This window comes from Pseudomonas tensinigenes (assembly GCF_014268445.2).
GTDB lineage: Bacteria > Pseudomonadota > Gammaproteobacteria > Pseudomonadales > Pseudomonadaceae > Aquipseudomonas > Aquipseudomonas tensinigenes.
Genome location: NZ_CP077089.1, coordinates 2212953 through 2229829 on the forward strand (window position 1 = coordinate 2212953; position 16877 = coordinate 2229829).

The following is a 16877-nucleotide window of genomic DNA, read 5'->3' on the forward strand; positions in this document are numbered from 1 at the left end:
CCTTGGTGCTCCATTGGTTAATTGGGTTGCGGGCGGCTGTCAGCCTTCTCTGACGATGAAGAAACTCTTTTCGCCGGACCCGGTTGGTTGCACGCCGCCCACCAGATAGATGACCTGTTTCTGGGCCAGGTGAATGTTCAACTCGCGCTGGGCCGCGGGGGTCAGCCTTGCCTGAAACGCGGAACCGGAGATTTCGCTGCCTGGTAACGTTGGGCGAGGAATCGAGTGACCGGTGATGCGCGGCAGTTTCAACACGAACACCGCAGCGACGCCTTCACGGTGAAAGATCAATGCGCCTTCCTGCAATGCGCGCGAGGACGGATGGAGCGTGTAGCCGTTGTTGCGCAGAAGCGTGCCGAACACGTTGCGCAGATTGGCAGGGGTGGGTGCTGCTGCGTATTCGGCCCACTCACCAGGAAACTTCTGTGGATCGAAATCGATCCGCTGAAACCTATGCGCGTTGGACGGGGGCAAGGAAAGGAGGCCGCCGGGATACAGTGGGTCGGGTTGTACCGACAGTCTGGGCAACAGCATCAACGGGTCGAGAAGGCCGCGTGTGGTCGGCGCTTCGTTATTGATGCGGTCGTGCCAGTGCCGAAAGGTCAACACCATCATCGACAACGCATGGTTGTCGAGGGCTTTGGATTGTCTGCTGTGATCGAATACCCCGCGTGCGAGGGCGCGCTCGGTATGTTCCGACAAATATTTGAAGGCACTGGAGACGTATTGCGCCATCGGCATTTCGAACGGCAAATGGTTTTCCACGACGTGCCATTGGCCGTCGCGCTGGATTGCCCACTTCGGTTGATGTGAAGGCTCATTGATCAGTACGTGTTCAAAACCGTCGTAGCCCTCGGGCGAAAATCGCGGATGTTGTACGTAAACCAGGCCGGTGTGCGGTTGACCGCCAGTGGAGACAATCGAGAAGTGGGCGCCGTCTATTTCTATCGAGTCGCCCTGTTCCGGTTTGCTGGTTTTCCCCCAGTTTTTCCATTGGCCAGCAGACAGATCCAGAACATTCGGCTGTCGCGAAATCAACGACTCCATCAATGCGTCTGCCCGAGCGGTGTCGGCCTGTTCATGACGCGGCCGTTTGCTCGGCCCCGCCGTTTCAGCAGGCGGGAGCACTGGATCTGCCTGCGGACGTTTTGCCGTCGTGGATGTCGGCTCTACTCGCCGCCAGAGTTTGCTGGCGGGAATCAGTTCAACCTCAGCGCCAAGCCAGTTTCGGTCATGGGCCGAGGCTTGCCGGTAATGCCCCTCGGGTTGTCTGCGCACCAGCCAGAGACTGCCGTCCTCCATATTGATATACGACGCACCACGTTTGTCGTGACGAAAACCTTCCGGCGTGTGCGGGGTATTCATCAGCAGTGCCGCCAGCTCAGGTGCAATGTTGAGGTTGCCGGCCCCCTCCACAGCACCTGCGTGCGGCGGCGTCGAGTCTGCTGCTCCCGGCGCCGCTTGCGTGGGTTGGACGGGTGAGTGGGGCAGCGGATCGGGCAGGGCGTTGACGATGACGCTTGGGCGCTGGCCGGGCACATCGGAGACGATCATCGCTGAGGATGAACCCGGCGTCGGACTCCCGCCTGCCGTGTCGGCGATGGAAAGCCCGGTGCCTGCGCGCGTATCCGCCGGGGTGTCTGGTCTCGGCGGAGGCAGTGATGTATCGGCTGACGTTGAAGCCGGAATTTTCTTGGGTGGCTTAGCCATTGAAGTGCTCCGATAAAGCGGCATCCGAGGCTCTGCAGCGGACGCGCCAAAATGATCAGGCGAACTTGCGCCGCAACGATTCTGAAATCGCGCGGCGGGTTTCAAGAGCACTTATGTTCGGCAATCGGCAGTCGTGGCGTGCGGTATATACGTCTTGCTTTGTGGCCAGATGATGCAAGGCATGTCAGTGTTATCGAAGAGTATCCGTGGCCGCTTGGGAACCCTCGAGGCGCGATACACAAGGGTTCCCGGCGGGCTTCAACGCTCTCTGAGAATGAACACCGAATCGGCGGCCGACTCGGTCTTCAGCACGCCGCCGATCAACCACACCAGATTCTTTTGTGCCTCGGCGCTCGTCAGCGCGAGGTGCGCGGCACTGCCAATGCGTGCGGGCAGATCCGGATCGGCCAACTCGGTACCCGGCAGGGTGTTATGCACCACCACTTCATGTTTGAGCACCCCCAGTTTCAGGAAAAAAACCGTCTCCTGATCTGCGCGTTTGAAGACCAGCGCCGGTCTGCGGTGATCGTGCGTCAGCGGGAAAACGTCATAGCCACTGCGGATCAGCAGGGCGCCGACCAGACGCCGCAGGTTGTAGTCAGAAGGGGCAGCCGAGTAGTGCCGCCATTCGAACGCGAAATGCTGCGGATCGAAGGTGAGCCTGTGCAGTTCACCCTCGACCTGCGGCAGCAGTTTGATGACTTTCCTGCCCGCGATTTCGCTGGTGGAAGCGACGGGCAACAGGTTGAGCGGGTCTGCATAGGCAGGCACCGTGGGGAAGGGCTTGTGGTTCCACTGATGCAACACGGCCTGTATGTTCATCAGTCCGGTGGCCGTGATGGCTGGTGGGTAATCCGACAGTTCGAACAGTCTTCTGGCGACGGCCCGTGAAGTGAACGCGGAAAAATCCACGAAGGTCTCGGCGACGGATTGCGACAACGGCTTCTCGAAGAAGCGTTTGCCCGGTCGCGCCTCGCCCGGCTCATACCCGATGCGAAAGGTTGCAACCGGCTGCAAGTCAGGTGCGTCGCGCAACATCTGTTCAAAGGCATCGAAATACGCCGGTGCAAACTCCGGGTGCTGCAGGAAGTACACCTTGGGAAGCCGGTTGGGGGCCGTGCCGATTGGCACGATCGAGTAATGAAGCCAGCCCAATTGCACCGACTCTCCCGATGACGGTGGGTTCAAATGGCCCCACGGCAACCAGAAATACGGTGTTTGATCCGCGTCAGCGGAGGTTGGCTGTTCCGGAACCGCGCCTGCGTCGAGCCGTGCTCGCTTGCCTGGGCCAGGCTGGGCAGCGTCTGACTCGGCAGTGGGACGCAGGCCTGATGGCGCGGGGGTCTGTTCAATCGGACTGACCGGGACTTTCCGGCGCCAGAGCTTTGTGCCCGGAATCATCTCCACCTCGGCACCGGAGGACGATCGTTCGCTGGCGGATATTTCCTGGTAGTGCCCGTCGCGGCGCTTGCCCACCAGAACCATCCCCCCTTCCATTTCGACGTAGGCTTTATTGTGCTTGTCGTAACGGATTCCGTCCGTCGAAAGTGCCGGCTCCAGCAGAGCAGTCAATTGAGGGGCAAGGTAGGCGGGTGAGCGTGAGGTGGGGGCGGACTCGGCCGAGATCGGTGGTGATTGCCAGCCAGGGCGTTCGATACGCCAGCGTGGCTGGCCGTCGATTTTCGCCAGGACCGGCCCGGGAACCCCGGGCGCGAAGGAGAGAGGTACGTGGTAGATCCCCTGTGCGTTCTGCTCGACCTGAAAGCGGCCTTCCGTACCTATTTCTGCGTATATGCGCAAATCCGGCCCCTCAAACAGTCCGCTATCCGCGACTCCGAAAGGCGCCAGTTCCGCATAGCGACTGCGCGGCCAGGCGATTTCGTTCCTCGCCGATTCGACGGACGGTTGCGGCATGTCGCTCACGATCACGGCGGGTCGACTCAAATCAGCGTCAACCTGCACATTCGGTAAATGCGCGATGGGCGTCGGATCGCCAGGCAGTCGCAAGGTGGAAGGGCCGGCTGCCTGAAGTCGATTTGTCAGGGGCTCTGCCTCGGGTAGTCGTGTGGTAGCGGGTGTATCGGTACTGGCGGAACCAGCGACTTTCTTTGGGGGCTTGGCCATGAACAACATCCTGTTGATAGGCGTTTCTGAATAAGGAAATGATCTGTTTGCATTCGCCGGACGCACGCGCTGCCAGCCCCGATGAGTCGGGCCTGGGAAGGTTTCGAGGCGTCAGTGATCGTTTCTTGTGGATGATGCAGATTTGTCGGGCGTTACCCGGCACGGAGGCTCACGCCGCCGGAACCTCGATCAGTGGAGGTGCCGGGGTTAACAGGCTTGGTCGTTGATGCGTGCAATATCTGAAAACCTGCAGTTGCGAGTAATCGATGACTCGGCGCTTGTCGCTATCCAGAATCCATCGCCGCATCGGCAAGCTGTAACTCAGTGTCCCGGGCTCATTGTCGGCCAGGGCGATGTACCTGACTTTCAACACTTTGTCGGCGACCGATGCGAATTCGTCCGGCAACGCCGCCGTCGCATCGGGCTCTTCAAAGAACCGCGCGTCCAGTCCATCCTGATACACCCAGTCAAAGGAGAGGTCGACGGTGTGGACGATGCCCTTTTCGGTGATCACACGCACCTGGTCGATGAGGTCTTCGCTGTCGTAAGTCGGCAGGTGAATAACGCAGGTGCCGATTTGCAACTGGTTGTTTTCGAGGGTGATGTCGACTTTGCCGAGTTCCGTGGCGTCCAGGTCCCAGGTGGATGCAAATGGCAGGCGCAGGCTGGAGCTGGCAAGGGCGCCCGGCGTACACAGACGGATATGCATGTTGGCGGCAAGGTGAACCAGGTATGTCGAGCCCTGGCCTTCCAGTGTGTCCAGCCCGGGCTGGAGCGCATAAGCGTAGAGCTTGGCGCATCCGGCATTGGCCTTCAGTTGGTACGGCTCATTCTGCGTCAGGTCGTAGGCGTAGTCGCCGGGCAGCAGTTGCAGCGGGAGTGAAATCGGAGTGGTCCATTCGGTGAAGGCATACACGGCAAATTTTGCATCAGCGGGTTGTGCCTCGGTTTCCGGAGTCAGGCGTAAATTCGCTGCGACGCCATCCTTGAAGACCAGTGTCACTTTATGATCGAGATAAGTGTCCATGGCTCTCAGGATCTTCAGCAGATTCATCGGGTCCATGCCGCCACGCTTGGTCGAGTAGCCTTTGATGAGTAACGATTTATCTGCAAAGTGGCAGGACAGATCACACCCCACCACCAGGTCGCCATTGGCGTCGGATATTCTGGCGCCGAAGCGGGCCTCGACTTTGCTTAGTTCTGCGCTTGAATAGTCCACAAACAGACGGGTTACCGAATTGCGTTTTTTCGCTAGATAAAGCGTGGTCAGGTCATGGGTTTTCGGGATGAACAAGTCCAGCGGTCTGTCGTCTTTGATGATATGTGTATCGGCGTTAAGAATAATCGGGCCTTGTCGTCTCCCGACTTTGCTAATCACTGCATGTACATCAATGTTCTTGTTGTGTTCGATGGTTTCCGGCAAGTCCGGCACCAGGTGAAAGTCATCCTTGGTGATAAACGTCAGCTGATTGTTTTTCAGCGTGAGCCTGCTATCCACTTGCTGATAAATGTCATGGACGGAAACAACATTCCTGGGCATCTCATAAAAGTCGAATCGTGATGTGATTACCAGGCTGTTTTCTTTGATGGCCCAGCTTTCAATCTGATCCGCTCGCCAGTTCAACGCAATAACGCTGGCCTGTTCACCGTCCTCGAAGATGGCCAGATCGCCAGGGACGTGGGCAATGATGTAAGTATCCATTCCCGCGTTTCCGTGTGCAGAGGCACCGGTGTGAGACAGGACTATCTGGTCATCGCCACCGCCTGCGGTGATCGTGTCCCTGCCTTGGGATCGGATGATATTGGGGCCGTCCGTACCGTTGACGGTTGAAGTGGCGCCAGGCACGGTCTCAATGTTTTCAATACTTTCGAGCAAACTATGGAAGGTATGTTTTTTCCCGTCCTCTGCGTCACTGTCTGTCACGCTGACATGCAACGTACCGAACTGCAGGTCGACGTCATAACCGGAGCCTTCGGGCAATCTTGAGATGTAGTTGCCTTCCAGCACCAGCGTATCGTTGCCAGAGCCGCCCCTGATCTTCGAATACCCGGGCACGTCGGCGCCCGTCTCGATCAGCTTCCCGGCCGCTTCGAAGACAAACCGGTCATCCTTTTCGCCTCCCGTGAGATCTTTTTTTCCCGCGCCGTAATGAACCGTGTTGGGTTTTTCTTTCACTCCTTTGATCACGTCTTTACCGTCGCCGATGAACCAGATGACGCCTTTGTGCGCTGCGGCGGTTCCCAGTTCTGCGCCGGGAGTATCAGGTGTGACGCCGTCTCGGGCATCGATCGTGTCATCCCTGCCTTTGATTTTTGGCACATCGACCGTTTCCCAATTGTCCTGCTTGGTCCACCAGTTTCTGATCAGCCTGCGGCTCGGCTCGAGTTCTACTTCGAATGCGCCGTTGACGACAGCTTCGAGCTTTTTCTCCCAGGTCCCATCGAGCAATCTTCGGGCGGTCCGTTTTAATTGCCGGCTATGTTCAACCGTGGCTTTGGCTATGGAATAGCGGTCCTGGACATCTTTGTCGGGACTCTTTCCCACGAACGAAAACCAGCCTGTACGCCAGCGCTCCTCGTCGGTGAGTTCGATGTAATCATCAATGTCATCGACGATCCGTACGGCGCCATAAATCTGTGAGCCGACGGCAAGCAACGCACCAGCGAGAAGGCCGACCGGCCCGGCGAATGAAAAACCGGCCAGTGCGGCCAGGCCGAGAATCACTGTCATGCCGGCACTGGCGATACTCAAACCAGCGCTGACGTAATGGTCTATGGCCTCTTTGCCTTTGGCATTGTCGGCAGCATTGAATGACCTGACGGCGGTATAGATATCGAAAGGCAGCGTCAGGGCGCCACCGACCAGGCCTCCGGAGCGGCTCAACCTGATCGCAAATCGGGTTTTGACAAAGTCGGTGTAGGCACTGTGTCCGGCTTTGAGCATCTGCGTCGCGGACCGGGTCACGGCGATATCAACGGCAATGGAACCCAGCTCGGAGGCGAGGCCAGTGGTGTTGATCACGATCTCGTCGGTATTGTTGGTTCTTATCCCGTCATAAATTCCGCGCAAGCCCATGTAAATTCCAAACCCCTGAATACCGAGGCTCGAACCCAGCGTCGTCGTACTTTTGGCGATATTGACCCAGCGATGTGTTTTTCGGGGTAATTGCGCGTGTCTGAGATCGAGTCTCTGTGCCGCATTCAAGAGTTTCTGCAGTTTGCCGCGATAGCCGTCCGCATCGATCTCCTCGCCAACTGCTTCTTTCATTACAGGAGGCGCCGTCAGTGGACGTCGGCTGGCAACTTCGAATAGCAGCGACGGTAATAGATAACTGTCTGTACCCGCCGATTGCCGCATCTGCAGTTCGACATTGGCCGGGTTGAACTGTAACGAGTTGATGAAAGAGCGCTTCGGTGTGCGGAAAAAAGTGTTTCGACCGTTCAAGGACTGACCGTCGATCGTGGCGCCCAATATATCGAGGGAAACGCGGGTCACCGACAGCGAACCAATCTCGATCGGACCGAACAAGTCATCGACCATTTTCAGTTGAGCGGTCTTTGCAGGGTTTTTAGGCAGCGCTGAATTGTCCGACTCACTGTTCAAATCCAGAGTCGAAGTTGTTTTTTCATTGGTATGAATATCGATGTCGTTAATGACGACGGTGTCATGGTGTATGACGGAGTCTTGAATCAATGTGGCCATTTGAACATCCTTGTTCAGGGCAATTTGTTGTACGGAATAGACGTGATGTTATGAGCAAATCCTTGGTGCTGTACATCGATGGGGTATTGCGATGTATTACGATTGGACGCTAATCAGGCCGGGCAATTAATGCCGCTACGCAGTACCGGGGATGCGAAACCACCCTGGATATTTAAATGCTCAGGGTGGTTGTCATTGGCAGTTGTTCAATGCACGGGTTTATTTCAATCAGTGGCTGCTGAGCAAAGACGCGGCGCCTGCTCCACCAAACAAACCGGCGCTGATCCGATTGAACCAACTTTGGCCCTTGCCGCTACGCAAGTAACGCGCTGCGCCATGGGCGCCAAGGCCGTATGCCAGCTTGCACAGCAGATCCAGCACGGTCCAGGTAGCGATCATGACCAGTAACTGCGGCAGGAATGGTTGTTCGGCGTTGAGAAATTGGGGCAGGAAGGCGGCGAAGAACAGGATGTCTTTCGGATTGCTTGCACCCAGCACGAAGGCGCGCCCGAACAATGCGCGGAAGCGTGGTACGGCCGCTGTTTGCGGGACTTCGGCACCCGTCGATGGCTGGCGCGATTGCTGCCAGCTCTGCCAGGCGAGGTAGAACAAGTAAAGAGCGCCGACAATTTTAAGGGCGCTGAACAGCTGTTCCGATGTCAGCAGTAGCGCGCCCAGGCCCAGCGCCGAGGCACTGAGCAAGCAGATCGATGCTGTTACCCCGCCAAGAAACGCCGGGTAAGAACGGCGCAAACCGTAATTCAGACTGTTGCTGATCATCAGCAGTGACAGTGGCCCGGGAATGAGGATCACCACCAATGCAGCGCCGCTGAACAGCAGCCAGGTTTCCAGACTCATCACTTTCCTCCTTTTTTGTTGGTATCGAGAATGTGCAAAAGCCCCACCCGCGAGGGTGAGGCCGTTTTGAAGCTTGAACCGCGCGCCGCTTACAAGAAGATGAACTTGGCGATGAAGATCGCGCAGAGCACCCACAGGCTGACGGAAATTTCCTTGTACTTGCCGGTGCCGGCCTTCAACGCCACATAGGTGATGAAGCCCAGCGCGATGCCGTCGGCGACCGAGAAGGTCAGTGGCATCATGATCGCGGTGACGATGGCCGGGATCGCGTCAGTGGCTTCGTCCCATTCGATGTGGGCCATGCCGCCCATCATCAGCATCGCCACGTAGATCAGTGCACCGGCGGTGGCATAGGCGGGAATCATGCCGGCCAGCGGTGCAAAAAACATTGCCGCTATAAATAGCACACCTACGGTGACTGCGGTAAGACCAGTCCGACCACCAGCGGCCACACCGGCAGCACTTTCCACATAGCTTGTCACTGGAGGGACACCAACCACGGCGCCGAAGACGCTCGAGGCACTGTCGGCTTTCATCGCGCGGGAGAGGTTTTCGATACGGCCGTCAGCGTTGACCAGATTGGCGCGCTGGGCGACGCCCATCAGGGTGCCGGCGGTGTCGAACATGTGCACAAAGAGGAAGGCCAGCACCACGCTGATCATGCTGACGTTGAACACGCCGGCTACATTCATGGCCATGAAGGTCGGGGCCAGGCTCGGTGGAGTCGACATGATTCCTTCGTAGTGCACGATGCCCAGGCCCCAACCGGCCAGGGTCACGGTGATGATGCTGATGAGGATTGCGCCGAAGACACGGTGATAACTGAGGATCGCGATCATCAGGAAGCAGATCGCCGCGAGCAGGGGGCCAGGTTCGCGCAGGGAGCCGAGTTTGATCAGTGTGGCCGGGCTATCGACGACGATGCCGGCGGTTTTCAGACCGATCAGGCCAAGGAACAGACCGACACCGGCACCCATCGCAAAGCGCAGGCTGACCGGAATGCTGTTGAGCAACCACTCACGAATCCGCGAGAAAGTCAGAATCATGAACAGCACACCGGAGACGAACACCGCGCCCAGCGCAGTTTCCCAGTTGTAGCCCATGGTGCCGACCACGGTGTACGTGAAAAACGCATTGAGGCCCATGCCCGGCGCCAGACCCACCGGCCAGTTGGCGTACAGGCCCATCAACAGGCAGCCCAGTGCAGCGGCGATACAGGTGGCGACGAAGGCTGCACCGTGGTCAATCCCGGCATCGGCCATGATGTTCGGGTTGACGAAGATGATGTAAGCCATGGTGATGAAGGTTGTCAGACCGGCAATCAGCTCGGTCTTCACCGTGGTGCCATGCAAGCTGAGTTTAAACAGACGTTCCAGCAAGCCACTGCGTAATGGTGGCGAGAGGTCCAGCGTCGATGCTTCGGATTTGCGGCTTTCCACAGCGAGTACTCCTCAAGAGTTTTATTGTTATTTCCAGGGCCGGACCCATGAGGGGTGGCAGCGGCCCTTTGAGGCATACGCGAATTTGTTGACCATGCGGTCAGGAACTCGCACGCTGTGGATTATGCTTTTGTGTACAAATAAAGCAAATATTGTTTTTGGTTTTGTTTACGAAAGTTCCGTCGATAGGGATATATCGCCTGTGGGGCCCCTTCGCGAGCAGGCTCGCTCCCATAGGGGAACTCATACCCCTGTGGGAGCGAGCCTGCTCGCGAAGAGGTCAGCCAATCAATCAAGAACTGTCTGGCTGTTCCCCAATGCCAGATTCACCGCCAACCAGCCATTCACCGCCGCCTCCCCAGCCTCGGCAAACACCCGCTCCAGCAATTTCACCTGCTCACGGCGCAACGCCTGCTCAAATTTCGCACCTTCCGCCGTCAACTCCAGCAGCCGCTTACGCTTGTCAGCCTCAGACGCCACGCTGTCCACCAGATGCATCTCCTGCAACTGCCGCAACGGCATGTTCAACGCCTGCTTGCTCACGCCGAGCAATCCCAGCAATTCCTTCACGCTCAAATTCGGGTAACGCGCGATGAAAAACACAATGCGCTGATGCACCCGCGACAGCCCACGGCGCTCGAGCATTTCATCAGCCTTGGCGGTGAAGGCCTGATAGCCGAAGAAAAACGCTTCCATCGCCTGTTGTTGGCTTGCAGGGTTTTTAAGGTCAAGCATGTTGACGTACTCGCTCAAGCTGTCGTAATTTCAGTCAACCAGTTTGACTCATTTTTCGTCCGCCTCGCTACCGGTGACCGCCATGGCTTTTTCCGAACGTGTCTCGCGCCTTAAAAGTTCTTTGATCCGTGAAATCCTCGCCGCCGCCCAGCGTCCGGAGGTGATGTCGTTCGCTGGCGGCTTGCCCGCCGAAGCCATGCTGCCGAAGGTCGAGTGGGCCGACATGCCGCTGTCACTTGGCCAATACGGCATGAGCGAAGGCGAACCAGCGTTGCGCGAAGCGCTGGCGGCGGAGGCGAGGGCGCTTGGCCTGGAATGCGCGGCGAGTCAGGTGTTGGTGGTTAGTGGTTCCCAGCAGACCCTCGATCTGGCGGCCAAGCTATACATCGACAAGGGCACGGAAATTTTCCTGGAGGCGCCGACCTATCTCGCCGCATTGCAGATTTTCCAGTTGTTTGGCGCCGATTGCCTGACCGTGCCGCAAGAAGCCGACGGCCCGAATCTGGCGCAATTGCGCCATCGTCTCGAACAGCACCGGCCAGCGTTCATCTACCTGATTCCGACGTTCCAGAATCCGTCCGCTGTTCGCTATAGCGAAGCCAAGCGTGCTGCCGTCGCCGCATTGCTCGATGAATTCGGCGTCACCCTGATCGAAGATGAACCCTATCGTGAACTGACTTTCGATGGCGGTAGCGCCAAACCGATTGCCGGGCGTCTGCAGAAGGCGAGCTGGATCTACACCGGCACTGTGTCGAAAACCTTGCTGCCTGGTTTGCGCGTCGGCTACCTGATCGCCAGCCCGGATCTGTTCCCGCATCTGCTCAAACTCAAGCAGTCGGCAGATCTGCACACCAATCGCATCGGTCAGTGGCAGGCGCTGCAATGGATCGGCACGGAGAAATATCAGCAGCACTTGAGCGAATTGCGTGGGTTCTATCGGCAGCGGCGCGATGTCTTTCAAGCAGCGCTGGAAAGGCATTTTTCTGATCTGGCGGATTGGAACATGCCGCAGGGCGGGCTGTTTTTCTGGCTGACGTTGAAGCAACCGCTGGATACGCGAACGTTGCTCAACGAGGCGTTGGCCAATGATGTGGCGTTCATGCCGGGCGAGCCGTTTTTCCCGGATCCGGATAAGCATCACGGGCATTTGCGCCTGAATTTCAGCCATATCGATCCGGCGCGGCTGGATGAAGGGTTGAAGCGACTGGCGGCGGTGGTGCGCCAGGCGCAGCTGGATAAAGCGGCCTGAAAACAAATAAACCGGCTCGAGGGCCGGTTTATTTTTGACTGAGATTTTTGGTGCCTGGAATGGCCTCATCGCGAGCAGGCTCACTCCTACAAGGGAACGCATTCCAAGTGTAGGAGTGAGCCTGCTCGCGAAGGGGCCATCAGCCCCAATACAGAAACATCAGACCGCAGCAAACCGCTTATCCAGATAATCAATAATCACCTTGGACTCATACATCCAGGTTGTCTGGCCATTCTCTTCAATGCGCAGGCAAGGCACCTTGATTCGGCCACCCTGTTCCAGCAGGGCCTGACGATCCTGCTCGTTGTTCTTCGCATCCTTCAGCGCCACCGGCACATTCAAACGACGCAGAGTACGGCGAGTTTTCACGCAGAACGGGCAAGCATGGAACTGATACAGGGTCAGGCCTTGCGCGGCGGCATTGACCTGGGCCTGAGTTTCGGCAGGGCGCTGTTTCTTGCCCGGACGGGTAATGAAGTCGATGAAGATAACCAGTTGGCCGAGGCCGACACGAAGCGCTTTGACGAACACGTTGAAAGCCTCACGGTGCAAATAAAGAAAGTCGCGCAGCTTACCCGATTTTTCACGGGCGAAAAAAAACCGGCGATGAATGCCGGTTTTCTTCGTGCAGCAAATTACTTGATCAGGCTGAGAAACTCGCTGCGAGTCGCGGCGTTTTCGCGGAACTCACCGAGCATCACCGAGGTGATCATCGACGAATTCTGCTTCTCGACACCGCGCATCATCATGCACATGTGCTTGGCCTCGATCACCACGGCTACGCCCAGCGCGCCGGTGACTTGCATCACTGCATCGGCGATCTGCCGGCTGAGGTTTTCCTGAATCTGCAAGCGGCGAGCGTACATGTCAACGATCCGCGCGACCTTCGACAGGCCCAGCACTTTGCCGCTCGGGATGTACGCAACGTGCGCCTTGCCGATGAACGGCAGCAGGTGGTGTTCGCACAACGAGTACAACTCGATGTCCTTGACCAGCACCATCTCGCTGTTGTCGGAGCTGAACAGGGCACCGTTGGTGACCTCTTCGAGCGTCTGTTCATAACCGCGGCAGAGGTACTGCATGGCTTTGGCGGCACGCTTTGGCGTGTCGAGCAGGCCCTCGCGGGACACGTCCTCGCCCAATTGGCCGAGAATCGCGGTGTAATTCTGTTCCAGGGACATGAAACTACCTGTGGGGATTTTCGCAAAGGGCAAGGGTACGGTGGCGGACACAACCCTGCAAGTTCGGTGTAACGCGATTATTCGTCGCGACCTTCCATCATGGTGCGTTTAAGCATCACGTAAACCGCACCGGCCCCACCGTGTCTGGCCTGGCACGAGCAGAAACCCAGAACCTGCGCATGTTGACGCAGCCAGGTGTTGACGTGGCTTTTGATCATCGGCCGCTTGCCGTCCAGGCGCACAGCCTTGCCGTGGGTGACGCGCACGCAGCGGATTTCGAATTTGGTCGCTTCGGCGAGAAACGCCCAGAGCGTTTCGCGGGCCTTTTCCACGCTCATGCCGTGCAGGTCAAGGCTGCCTTCGAACGGAATCTGGCCGACCTTGAGCTTGCGCATCTGACTTTCCTGCACGCCGTCACGGGACCACATCAGCTCGTCTTCCGGGCCGACATCAATCACGAACTGATCGGACAGGCCATCAACGGTAGCGGTGTCGGTGCGCACGGTGGCGGATTGGCGCAGCTTGGCGATCTGTGCGCGGTCAGCCTTGGGTTTGCCGGTGTCGGCGCGGTCGTGCTTGATCGGCTTGACGCCTTGGATCGCACTTTTGAACAGGGAAAAATCGTCGTCTTGCATGTCAGCCTCCGCGAAGGGCGGCCAGTTTACCCAAGTCGAAACAAAACGGCCCGGCAAAAAGCCAGGCCGGTGAGTCAGTCGTGTTTTTTCATCAGGTGCGGGGACATGTTCAGTTCCCGCGATTGCCGTGCGCGACGGCGGCAGCGGCGCCACAGGGCGACACCGAAATACAGAAACAGCAAACCGACCGCCAGAATGATCGCCGAACCCGTTGGTGTAGCGTTCAAGTCACCGAGTGCCGGTGGGCGCCCGAGCAGGCTGGCCGCCCCGGCCATCGCCAACAGCACGCCGAACGTCGCCAGAATGGCGGCGATCGCTGCGCCGAATCGAAAACGCCAGTTGCTTTGGCCTTTGGGCCGCAAGCGGCGTGCGTCAAATCCATCGGATAACTTCATTCCGACCTTCCTCAATGGGTATCGGCCCTTCGACCGGGAGTTGACCGGGTTGTTCCTGAGGCTATGGCATTTGCGGCAAATGAGAGGATTTTGCAGATGAGCGGCGCCGCGAGCCGCCCATCAGAGCCGATCAGATCAGGTCTTGCGTCAATGCCAGCGTGGCGAAATTGTCCGCCATGATCGCCATTTCGGCTTCCTGCACCACGGCGGCGCTGAGCACGCGGCCCTTGAACGGCAAGTCGCGGGTGGCGCAGGCGTCTTCCACCAGAGTGCAACGGAAGCCCAGGTTCTTCGCTGCACGTACGGTGGTGCTGACGCTGGAGTGGCTCATGAAACCGCAGACGATCAAGTCCAGCGAGCCAAGGTTTTGCAAACGGTCCAGCAGCTCGGTGCCATGGAACGCGCTCGGCAGCAGTTTGCCAATAATGGTTTCGTCACCTTGTGGCTCAAGGCCGGGGATGAATTCGCCGCGTTCGCCCTGCGGGTCGAACAGGCCACCGACGGTGCCGAGGTGACGCACGTGCACGATCGGCCGACCGGCTGCACGGGCTGCGGCAACCACTTGTTTGATGTTCGCGACGGCCGCGTCCATGCCGCTCAGGGCCAGCGGGCCACTGAGATACTCTTTCTGGGCATCGATGATGACCACGGTGGCATGGCTCAGTGTGGCCGCTGCGTAACCGCGACCGCTGAGTTGAAACATCGTTTTTGGAACGGACATTCTGGGGCTCCTTGGGGTGGGGCTTTTGCGACATTGTCCTCTGGCTGAGCGGTTCTGTGAATCGCTACCATCGTAGGCACCGTCGTTATTGGCCTGCAGCCTTGTCAAGTTACACGTTCTGTTCAATAGCCGATGCAAAAAACAGAAAACTCCTACCGTCGTCCGGATGATTTTCCTGCGTCGTCGTCAGGCGTTTTGGCTGGTAGAATCGCCAGTCGTTTTTTCTGGAGTTCTGCCCCGTGATCACTTCCCGACTTCGTACCCTGCGCGACCACATCCGTTGGGCCGTCAGCCGCTTCCATGGGGAGGATCTGTTTTTCGGCCATGGCACCGACAATGCCTGGGACGAAGCGCGGCAACTGGTGCTCGGCGCTTTGCACCTGCCGTGGGAAATCGCCGACAGCTACCTCGATTGCGCGCTGGAAGACGATGAGCTGGTCAATTTGCAGCGTTTGCTCAAGCGCCGTATCGAAGAGCGTATTCCCACCGCTTACCTGTTGGGCGAGGCGTGGTTCTGCGGCATGTCGTTTATCGTCGATGAGCGTGTGTTGATCCCGCGTTCGCCGATTGGCGAATTGATCGAAAACCACTTCGCCCCGTGGATCGGCACCGAACCTGCGCGCATTCTCGACCTGTGCACCGGTTCCGGTTGCATCGGTATCGCCTGCGCCTACGAGTTCCAGAACGCCGAAGTGGTGCTGGCGGATCTGTCGTTCGAAGCGCTGGAAGTGGCCAACCAGAACATCGAGCGGCATGGCGTCGATGAGCGCGTCTATACCGTTCAGGGTGATGGTTTCGATGGTTTGCCGGGTCAGCGCTTCGACCTGATCGTGTCCAACCCGCCTTACGTGGATGCGGAAGATTTCGCTGACATGCCGGACGAATATCAGCATGAGCCCGAGCTGGGTCTGGCCTGTGGCGATGATGGTCTGAATCTGGTTCGACGCATGCTGGCTGAAGCGGCGGATCACCTGACCGAGAAGGGCTTGTTGATCGTTGAAGTGGGCAACAGTCAGGTACACGTTGACGCGCTGTACCCGGAAGTCGATTTCGCCTGGCTCGAATTCGAGCGCGGCGGGCATGGCGTGTTCATGCTGACAGCGGAGCAGTGCCGCGATCATCAGGCGCTGTTCGCTTCCCGCGTCTGATCCTTAAAAGCTTCGCGAGCAAGCTCGCTCCCACAGGTTCGGTGTACGACACAAATCCTGTGGGAGCGAGCCTGCTCGCGAATGGCCGCACTGCGGTCTCAAGCCATCAGCGGTGCGTGGCGATCCAGATCAACAACCCCGCCTGAAACACCGCAAACGCCACCAGACACGTAATAGTGAAACGCAAACCAGCGTCTTCACGCTTGAACTTGCTGACCTTGTCTTCCTGCTTCTTCAGCTTCACTTCCTGCTCGGCCAGATTCTGCTCGGCCTGCTGAAGCATCTGCGCTGCTTCAAGAATTTCGACGATCTGCAGCTTTTCGCTGTTCCAGTCGCCGAGCAGATCGCCAACCTGCACTTCCTTGACGCTACCCTTCAAATGCTGCGCATCGGCGTACACCACATCAAACCCGTGCACGCGCAAAAAGTGATCGCGACGCAGACGCGTGTCTTCGTTCAGCGCGTCCTTGTTGTTCAAGTCCATGCCGTCGACGGTGTAGGTCGGCCAACGCTTTTTCGCCCAATTGATGCCTTGCGCGGCCATGTAACGGCCGATGCCACGGTTCATCGGTTCGATCTGCAGGCCGCTGTCGGGGCCGAAGTGCACACGCTTGGTGGTGTGATCCACCCACACGTCCAGCTGATTCTGCTCTTTGCGCACACGCTGGCCGGGCAGTTTGATCGCCATGCGCATCAGGCTTTTTTCTTTGCTGTTGCGCTCGGCATAGCCGAATTCGACGAAGCGCAAGGGGCGTCCGCCGGTGTTGCGGTCGGTTTGCAGCGGGGCCAGGCGGAGCATCTTGTGGTGCTCGACGTGGACATCCGCCCACGGCAGCTCGACCGCTGGCGGTGCGTCTTTTTCAGCGGTGGTGTCGGGTGAAGTCTGGGTATCAGTCATAACGGCGAGATCCTGTCCAAGCCCTGCTTGTCGCCAGCCGTTGCGCTGGCGACAAAGGCTTATCGGCCGTTTTTTGCAGGA

Annotated in this window: 14 protein-coding genes; 2 read left to right on the top strand and 12 right to left on the bottom strand. The window is 58.2% G+C overall.

Annotation, left to right across the window (positions count from 1 at the left end; translation table 11 throughout):
- Positions 1-39: 39 nt before the first annotated feature.
- From HU718_RS09800 to HU718_RS09825, 6 genes are all read right to left on the bottom strand, one after another.
- Positions 40-1710, bottom strand: a complete 1671-nt coding sequence (locus HU718_RS09800) for a hypothetical protein (RefSeq protein ID WP_186616561.1) — start codon at positions 1708-1710, stop codon at positions 40-42.
- Between the two features lie 258 nt (positions 1711-1968).
- The gene (locus HU718_RS09805) at positions 1969-3834 is read right to left on the bottom strand and encodes a hypothetical protein (protein ID WP_186616562.1); all 1866 of its coding nucleotides are present in this window, start codon (positions 3832-3834) and stop codon (positions 1969-1971) included.
- A gap of 169 nt (positions 3835-4003) precedes the next feature.
- Positions 4004-7537 (bottom strand): calcium-binding protein, encoded by a 3534-nt coding sequence (locus tag HU718_RS09810; RefSeq protein WP_186616563.1) that lies wholly within the window; start codon positions 7535-7537, stop codon positions 4004-4006.
- Positions 7538-7765: 228 nt separating this feature from the next.
- On the bottom strand, positions 7766-8395 hold the full coding sequence (locus tag HU718_RS09815) for a LysE family translocator (protein ID WP_186616564.1): 630 nt from the start codon (positions 8393-8395) through the stop codon (positions 7766-7768).
- 89 nt (positions 8396-8484) lie between these two features.
- The gene (locus HU718_RS09820) at positions 8485-9834 is read right to left on the bottom strand and encodes an NCS2 family permease (RefSeq protein WP_007914003.1); all 1350 of its coding nucleotides are present in this window, start codon (positions 9832-9834) and stop codon (positions 8485-8487) included.
- A 288-nt stretch (positions 9835-10122) separates the two neighbouring features.
- Positions 10123-10569 carry a MarR family winged helix-turn-helix transcriptional regulator gene (locus tag HU718_RS09825; protein ID WP_122598921.1) on the bottom strand — a complete coding sequence of 149 codons (447 nt, stop codon included), beginning with the start codon at positions 10567-10569 and terminating at the stop codon, positions 10123-10125.
- Between the two features lie 82 nt (positions 10570-10651).
- Between HU718_RS09825 and HU718_RS09830 the strand changes: the two genes are divergently transcribed.
- Positions 10652-11818 carry an aminotransferase-like domain-containing protein gene (locus HU718_RS09830; RefSeq protein ID WP_186616565.1) on the top strand — a complete coding sequence of 389 codons (1167 nt, stop codon included), beginning with the start codon at positions 10652-10654 and terminating at the stop codon, positions 11816-11818.
- A gap of 159 nt (positions 11819-11977) precedes the next feature.
- Here HU718_RS09830 and HU718_RS09835 read toward each other — a convergent pair whose 3' ends face one another.
- From HU718_RS09835 to HU718_RS09855, 5 genes are all read right to left on the bottom strand, one after another.
- A complete protein-coding gene (locus HU718_RS09835) occupies positions 11978-12349 on the bottom strand; it encodes a glutaredoxin family protein (RefSeq protein ID WP_095120114.1) in 372 nt (123 codons plus the stop codon).
- Positions 12350-12453: 104 nt separating this feature from the next.
- Entirely contained in the window at positions 12454-12999 is a 546-nt protein-coding gene (folE, locus tag HU718_RS09840) for a GTP cyclohydrolase I FolE (RefSeq protein WP_003442011.1), read from the bottom strand.
- Between the two features lie 77 nt (positions 13000-13076).
- Complete coding sequence (locus HU718_RS09845) at positions 13077-13634, bottom strand: Smr/MutS family protein (RefSeq protein WP_007914022.1); 558 nt, start codon at positions 13632-13634, stop codon at positions 13077-13079.
- 74 nt (positions 13635-13708) lie between these two features.
- Positions 13709-14029 carry a hypothetical protein gene (locus HU718_RS09850; protein WP_003223191.1) on the bottom strand — a complete coding sequence of 107 codons (321 nt, stop codon included), beginning with the start codon at positions 14027-14029 and terminating at the stop codon, positions 13709-13711.
- Positions 14030-14159: 130 nt separating this feature from the next.
- Positions 14160-14750 carry a cysteine hydrolase family protein gene (locus HU718_RS09855; RefSeq protein WP_007914026.1) on the bottom strand — a complete coding sequence of 197 codons (591 nt, stop codon included), beginning with the start codon at positions 14748-14750 and terminating at the stop codon, positions 14160-14162.
- 239 nt (positions 14751-14989) lie between these two features.
- On the opposite strand from HU718_RS09855, the gene prmB reads away from it, so the two are divergent.
- Entirely contained in the window at positions 14990-15898 is a 909-nt protein-coding gene (gene prmB, locus HU718_RS09860; protein WP_007914027.1) for a 50S ribosomal protein L3 N(5)-glutamine methyltransferase, read from the top strand.
- A 106-nt stretch (positions 15899-16004) separates the two neighbouring features.
- On the opposite strand, the gene HU718_RS09865 is transcribed toward prmB, so the two are convergent.
- Positions 16005-16796 (bottom strand): hypothetical protein, encoded by a 792-nt coding sequence (locus HU718_RS09865; protein WP_110721157.1) that lies wholly within the window; start codon positions 16794-16796, stop codon positions 16005-16007.
- Positions 16797-16877: the final 81 nt, after the last annotated feature.

Excerpts from the sequence above, each read along its gene's own strand:
- HU718_RS09800 (WP_186616561.1), bottom strand. The coding sequence starts at position 1,710 with ATGGCTAAGCCACCCAAGAAAATTCCGGCTTCAACGTCAGCCGATACA.
- HU718_RS09805 (WP_186616562.1), bottom strand. The coding sequence starts at position 3,834 with ATGGCCAAGCCCCCAAAGAAAGTCGCTGGTTCCGCCAGTACCGATACA.
- HU718_RS09810 (WP_186616563.1), bottom strand. The coding sequence starts at position 7,537 with ATGGCCACATTGATTCAAGACTCCGTCATACACCATGACACCGTCGTC.
- HU718_RS09815 (WP_186616564.1), bottom strand. The coding sequence starts at position 8,395 with ATGAGTCTGGAAACCTGGCTGCTGTTCAGCGGCGCTGCATTGGTGGTG.
- HU718_RS09825 (WP_122598921.1), bottom strand. The coding sequence starts at position 10,569 with ATGCTTGACCTTAAAAACCCTGCAAGCCAACAACAGGCGATGGAAGCG.
- HU718_RS09830 (WP_186616565.1), top strand. The coding sequence starts at position 10,652 with ATGGCTTTTTCCGAACGTGTCTCGCGCCTTAAAAGTTCTTTGATCCGT.
- folE (WP_003442011.1), bottom strand. The coding sequence starts at position 12,999 with ATGTCCCTGGAACAGAATTACACCGCGATTCTCGGCCAATTGGGCGAG.
- HU718_RS09845 (WP_007914022.1), bottom strand. The coding sequence starts at position 13,634 with ATGCAAGACGACGATTTTTCCCTGTTCAAAAGTGCGATCCAAGGCGTC.
- HU718_RS09850 (WP_003223191.1), bottom strand. The coding sequence starts at position 14,029 with ATGAAGTTATCCGATGGATTTGACGCACGCCGCTTGCGGCCCAAAGGC.
- HU718_RS09855 (WP_007914026.1), bottom strand. The coding sequence starts at position 14,750 with ATGTCCGTTCCAAAAACGATGTTTCAACTCAGCGGTCGCGGTTACGCA.
- HU718_RS09865 (WP_110721157.1), bottom strand. The coding sequence starts at position 16,796 with ATGACTGATACCCAGACTTCACCCGACACCACCGCTGAAAAAGACGCA.